The following is a 4,928-nucleotide window of genomic DNA, read 5'->3' on the forward strand; positions in this document are numbered from 1 at the left end:
TTACGAAGCGTTGTGTTCGTCAGCAGCAGAGAAGTGAGATTATGCAGTGTTTCGCTTAACTCGTCAACCCCTCGTTCGCTTCGTTTTTAGAATTTCTCTTGAGCTTGTCATCGTAACCACTTGATTACGTTAACGTTTTTTTGCTCGAAACGAAGCGGACGCGAACTATAACAAAGCGCGCGCCGGCTTGCAAGCCCCTTTCGTCAGCGCCCCGGCAGCAGGTCGATGACCTGTCTGGCCGCCTTCTCCACCGCCTCGCGCGTGTACAGCAGCGGGAAGTACCTGCCCTCTGCCCAGGGTTGCGCGAGATCGCGGTAGTGCGCACTAGCCGGGTCGCCCGACTGGCCAGGCGTGTTGATCGCCCGTGAGTTGTCCCAGTTGCCGACGTCGAGCACCATGCGGAACGACGGTCCGTGCGCCTGCCAGAAACTGTAGGGGTGGTAGCTCGACACGTTGACCGTGTAGGCGCCGCCGCCACGCGGCAAGGGCCCGACGTTCACCTGCGCCCGGGCAGCCTGGTCGAGGATCGGCGTCATCGGATGCACGAAATAGCTGAAGTGCAGCCTGCCCCATTGCCAGCGCGCCGGATCCGGCCCCAGCAGGCCCTCCACTTCCGCCCACGCTCGCGCGAGACTGGCAAGCAGCACCTCGTCACGCTTGCGGACCGCATCCGCGCCAAAGCGCTGCGTCGGGTTTTCCAGCGACTCGAGCAGCACGCTCGCATGCGGCGCATCGAAGCTCTGCGCCGCTGCCGGCGCCAGGACCGCCTCCTTGAACGCATGACCGAGGTGACGCGACCACCATACCTCGTACAGGGCCGCAGCCGCGGACGTGGCCTTCTCCTCGCCATCCCAGGCGGACAGCAGGCGCAAGGCCGCCTGGGTCTTCTGGTCCGGCGAGGACAGCGGCTTGAGCAGGGCCACCAGGCGGCGCGCGTTCAGCGACACCACGTCGCTCTGCAGGCGCTCCATGTCCTCCATGCTCGCCTTGGGCGTCTTCGACAGGACCTCCGCGATCCGCCGCGCGCGCGCATTGTCCGGCCATTCGAAGCCGAGCTTGTGCTCCCTGTAGGGGAATCCGGCCGGCAGGTTCATTTCGTTGGCCGAGGCGAACCAGCCCTGCTTCGGATTGAGGACATAGGGAAGCTTGGCGCCGTCGAGGAAACCCTGCCACTCATAGCGGCCGTCACCCGGCACCGGCATCAAGCCGTCCCAGTTCGGACGCACGGGCGCCAGGCCACCGGCAACCCAGCCGATGTTCCCGGCCGTATCGGCGTACACCTGGTTTTCGGTCGGCGCACCCCAGCGCTCCATCGCGCGGCGGAACTGGGTGAAGTCCTGGGCCTTCATGTAGTCGATGCTGCCGAAGTAGGGAGCCATGCCGGGCACCGTCCACGCGGTGCGGACCGCCAGCGCGCGGCGCTCGCGGGCATCCTGGTGGATCACGGGACCGTGGCGAGTGAAACGCAGCTCGACCGTGCGTGCGGGACCGCCGCGCACCGGCACTTTTTCGCGCACCACGCGGAAGTTTTCCCAGCGGCTCTGGTAGCGGTACTGCTGCGGGTTCGCTGGATTGACTTCGTAGACGTACAGGTCTTCCTGGTCGATGCTGAAGATGGTCAGCCCGAATGCGACCTTGCCGTTATGGCCGATCGACACGCCGGGCAGCGCTGGCTCCCCTGCCCCGATGACGTCGAGCCCGGGAGCGCTCAGGTGCACGATGTAGCGCAGCGACGGCGCGCCGTAGGCGCGGTGCGGATCGTTTGCCAGGATCGGCCGGCCGGTCGTGGTGCGCGAGGGCGCGACCACCCAGTTGTTGCTGCCCTCGAGCGTCTCCTCGTTCGGGACGCTCATGCGCGATACCTGCAGCTTGCGCCGTTCGAAGCGCACGTTCTCGGTCGCGCGCGTGAAGACGTCGAGCGCGTCGTCGGGCAGGCAGGGGTCGAGCCCTTCGGGCACCCGCGTGGTCCATGCCGGCGACAGCTGGGCGCGCACGGCATCGGCTGCCAGGCCCGCGCTGCACACCACGCGCGCGCGGGCGACTTCCTGGGTCAGGTTGCGTGTCAGCCCGTGGCTGCGGATGCGCACCATGTCTTCCGGCCGCCACTTCGCCGGCTTGTAGCCGAGCTGGCGGAACTCGAAAGGCAGCAGCTCCGGCCTGCGCCCGATATAGTCGATGTAGGCATTGATGCCGGCGACGAAACGGGCACTGGTCCTTTGCGCATCCTTGCCGTAGGCGGCCCATTCCGGCGCCATGCTGCCGCGGTACAGGAACAGGCGCGCGGCCCGGTCCTGCTCCACGTAGGAGGGACCGAAGACCGAGGCCAGCTCGCCCAGCCCGCGGCGGCGCCACAAGTCGATCTGGAACAGGCGGTCGCGGGCGGCGTTGAAGCCCTGGACGAAGAAGGCGTCGTCCTGGCTGGCCGCGTAGATGTGCGGCACGCCCCAGCGATCCACCAGGATCCGCGCCGGCTGGCCCAGGCCGGCGAGCTTCACCGGCTGCGCGCAGACAGGAAGCGCGGCGCCCACCAGCAGCGCCGCGCCGAGTCGAACCAACCCCTTCACGCCGGCGTCGCCACCGCGGGCACGGCCGCCGGGGTCTTGATGCGCATGGGCGGGATCTGCCAGTAGGTGACTGCACGCCACAGCCATTCCATCGGGCCGTAACGGAAGCGCGACAGCCACACATGGCTGAACGCGATCTGCGCCGCCGCCAGCACGGCCACGAACAGCATCTGGTCGAGGCGCGAGATGCCCCAGTTGCCGAAGCCGTAGCCGAAGAAGAAGGTCGACGCGACCAGCGACTGCGTCAGGTAGTTCGTCAGGGCCATGCGGCCGAATGGGGCCAGCACGCTCACCTTGTTCAAGGGCGAAGCGCTATAGAGCATCAGGATCACCAGGCTGACATAGCCGATCGAGGCCGGCAGGTTGCCCAGCATTTGCAGGCCGGATGCCAGCTGGAAGCCGTCGGCGCCGCGTGATCCGGGCACCGCATGCATGGCGATGGCGGATCCCAGCACGCCCATGCCGATGCCGATCGGCAGGCCGAACATGGCCAGCTTGCGGAACAGCGGTAAATTAGCCTGCGCCTTTTCCATGATGCCCGAGCGGACAAACCAGGTACCGATCAGGAACATCGCGATCAGGACGGTCGCGAAGCCGACCTGGCCCGGCGCGTCTTCGACGAATTGCTTGGCCCGCATGTTCACGGCGTCGCCGAAGCTCCCTTTGGTGAGCACCGTGGTCTCGCGCTTGATGCGTTCTTCGCGCTCCTTCAGGTTCTTGGCCCGTTCGGCCTCCTGCTCCTTCTGCTTCTTGGCTTGCTCCTTGGTGGCGACAACGGGCGGCTTCTCCGGGAAGAAGTACATCGATGCGCCGGCGCCGGTCATCATGAGGAAGGAAAAGCAGTAGATGCCGACACCGATGCGCCACGGGCGGGCCGGCTTGTCGGCGTGGTAGCGCGTGGTGAGGGTACCCAGCGTGATCAAGGCAATGCCGAGCATCGGCAGGCCGAAGCGCGCCTGCGGCGGCGTGGCGGGCAAGAACCAGGTCACGGCGCCGCCGATCGTTGCAAGCACGCCGACCAGCATCATGATGAAGGCGATGACCGGCGCATTGCCGAGGCGTTTCATGCGCTGTTCGCCGCGCAGCCACCATGCGACGACGCCGAAGAAGGCCAGGCCGCCGGCAATGCCGAACAGCCAGTCCATGCCGGGGATGAAGCCGCCTCCGGCGCACAGGAGGATCGCGAGCAGGATCCACTTGGCGCGCCCATACAGCACGATCAAGAGGGCCGTCGCCGCGACGGCATAGCTGAACAGGATGTCGCCTGCGAACAGGAAGATGTGGTGCAAGGCGCCGAAGACGGCCAGTGCGGCGATGCGGCGCATGTAAGGGACGAGGAAGCTGCGTCCGGCGCGCTCCGCCCTGGTCAGCATGACGGCGAAGCCCATGCCGAACAGGAGGGAGAAGATGGTCCAGAATTTACCGGTGACGAAGTACTGGACGAAGTAGCTGACCCAGAAATTCGCGCCGGTGAGGCCGCCCTGCATGCCGGAGCCGAGGGAGGCAGTGGCGCGGTTGAAGAACTCGACGTTCATCAGGAGGATGCCGATGAGGGCAAAGCCGCGCACGACGTCGAGCGACTGGATGCGTTCGTCGTTCGCAACCGGCGTCAGCGCCGCCGGCACAGCTGGTCTATCCATGCTCATCTCCTTCTGGTTTGATCCGCTGATCGTATTCCAGAGGGTCTCCGCCAAAAGGCCTCATGCGACGAAACGAAGTAAATATAGGACAGAACGCGTTTTTAGCACCCATTATTAATATTGCATGACCCCTGCTGGTCACCTCGCTTGCAATTAGCTTGTGTGCGATCTATATTGGTTTGATGAAAACGACTCCTCCTACGCCCGTGCTGGGCGACCAGCTCTGCTTTGCACTCTACTCGACCTCCTTGGCCATGATGCGTGTGTACCGCGGACTGCTGCCGAAACTCGGTCTGACTTATCCACAATACCTGGTGATGATGGTGTTATGGGAGCAGGACGAGCTGACCGTGTCGGATATCGGCGAGCGCCTTTTCCTGGATTCCGCCACGCTGACGCCGCTGCTGAAGCGGATGGAAGCGCAGGGCCTGGTGCAGCGGGCGCGCGCCCGCGCTGACGAGCGGCAGGTGATCGTCAGCCTTACCGAACAGGGGCAGTCCTTGCGCAAGGATGCGGCCGCGCTGATGCCGGAAATCCTGTGCGCCACCAAATGCTCGGTGGACGAGATCACCCACCTGCGTGACCAGCTGGTCGACCTGCGCAAGAACCTGAACGATAGCGCCGGGGCGTGAATCGGCGGGGCTCGGCCCCGCTTTTCGTTTGGAGGAGAGTGAAGATTCGCAATGCGGATCTAAATGCAAAAAACCCCACCAGAATCATCTGG

Annotated in this window: 3 protein-coding genes; 1 reads left to right on the top strand and 2 read right to left on the bottom strand. The window is 65.1% G+C overall.

The features are described 5' to 3' along the window. Positions 1-203: 203 nt before the first annotated feature. Together ACK6C6_RS24470 and ACK6C6_RS24475 are read right to left on the bottom strand one after the other, a co-directional pair. Positions 204-2,564, bottom strand: coding sequence for a penicillin acylase family protein (locus ACK6C6_RS24470; RefSeq protein WP_409269783.1), 2,361 nt, complete (start codon positions 2,562-2,564; stop codon positions 204-206). Further along, entirely contained in the window at positions 2,561-4,204 is a 1,644-nt protein-coding gene (locus ACK6C6_RS24475) for a DUF418 domain-containing protein (RefSeq protein ID WP_409269784.1), read from the bottom strand. The genes ACK6C6_RS24470 and ACK6C6_RS24475 overlap by 4 nt, the downstream gene beginning before the upstream one ends. A gap of 182 nt (positions 4,205-4,386) precedes the next feature. Between ACK6C6_RS24475 and ACK6C6_RS24480 the strand changes: the two genes are divergently transcribed. Beyond that, on the top strand, positions 4,387-4,836 hold the full coding sequence (locus ACK6C6_RS24480) for a MarR family transcriptional regulator (protein ID WP_209589991.1): 450 nt from the start codon (positions 4,387-4,389) through the stop codon (positions 4,834-4,836). The last annotated feature ends 92 nt before the right edge of the window (positions 4,837-4,928 follow it).

The organism is Massilia sp. BHUDP2, from assembly GCF_046236355.1.
In the GTDB taxonomy this organism is placed as follows: domain Bacteria; phylum Pseudomonadota; class Gammaproteobacteria; order Burkholderiales; family Burkholderiaceae_D; genus Telluria; species Telluria varians.

Coding starts and splice junctions, on each gene's coding strand:
- ACK6C6_RS24475 (WP_409269784.1), bottom strand. CDS start 4,204: ATGGATAGACCAGCTGTGCCGGCGGCGCTGACGCCGGTTGCGAACGAC.
- ACK6C6_RS24480 (WP_209589991.1), top strand. CDS start 4,387: ATGAAAACGACTCCTCCTACGCCCGTGCTGGGCGACCAGCTCTGCTTT.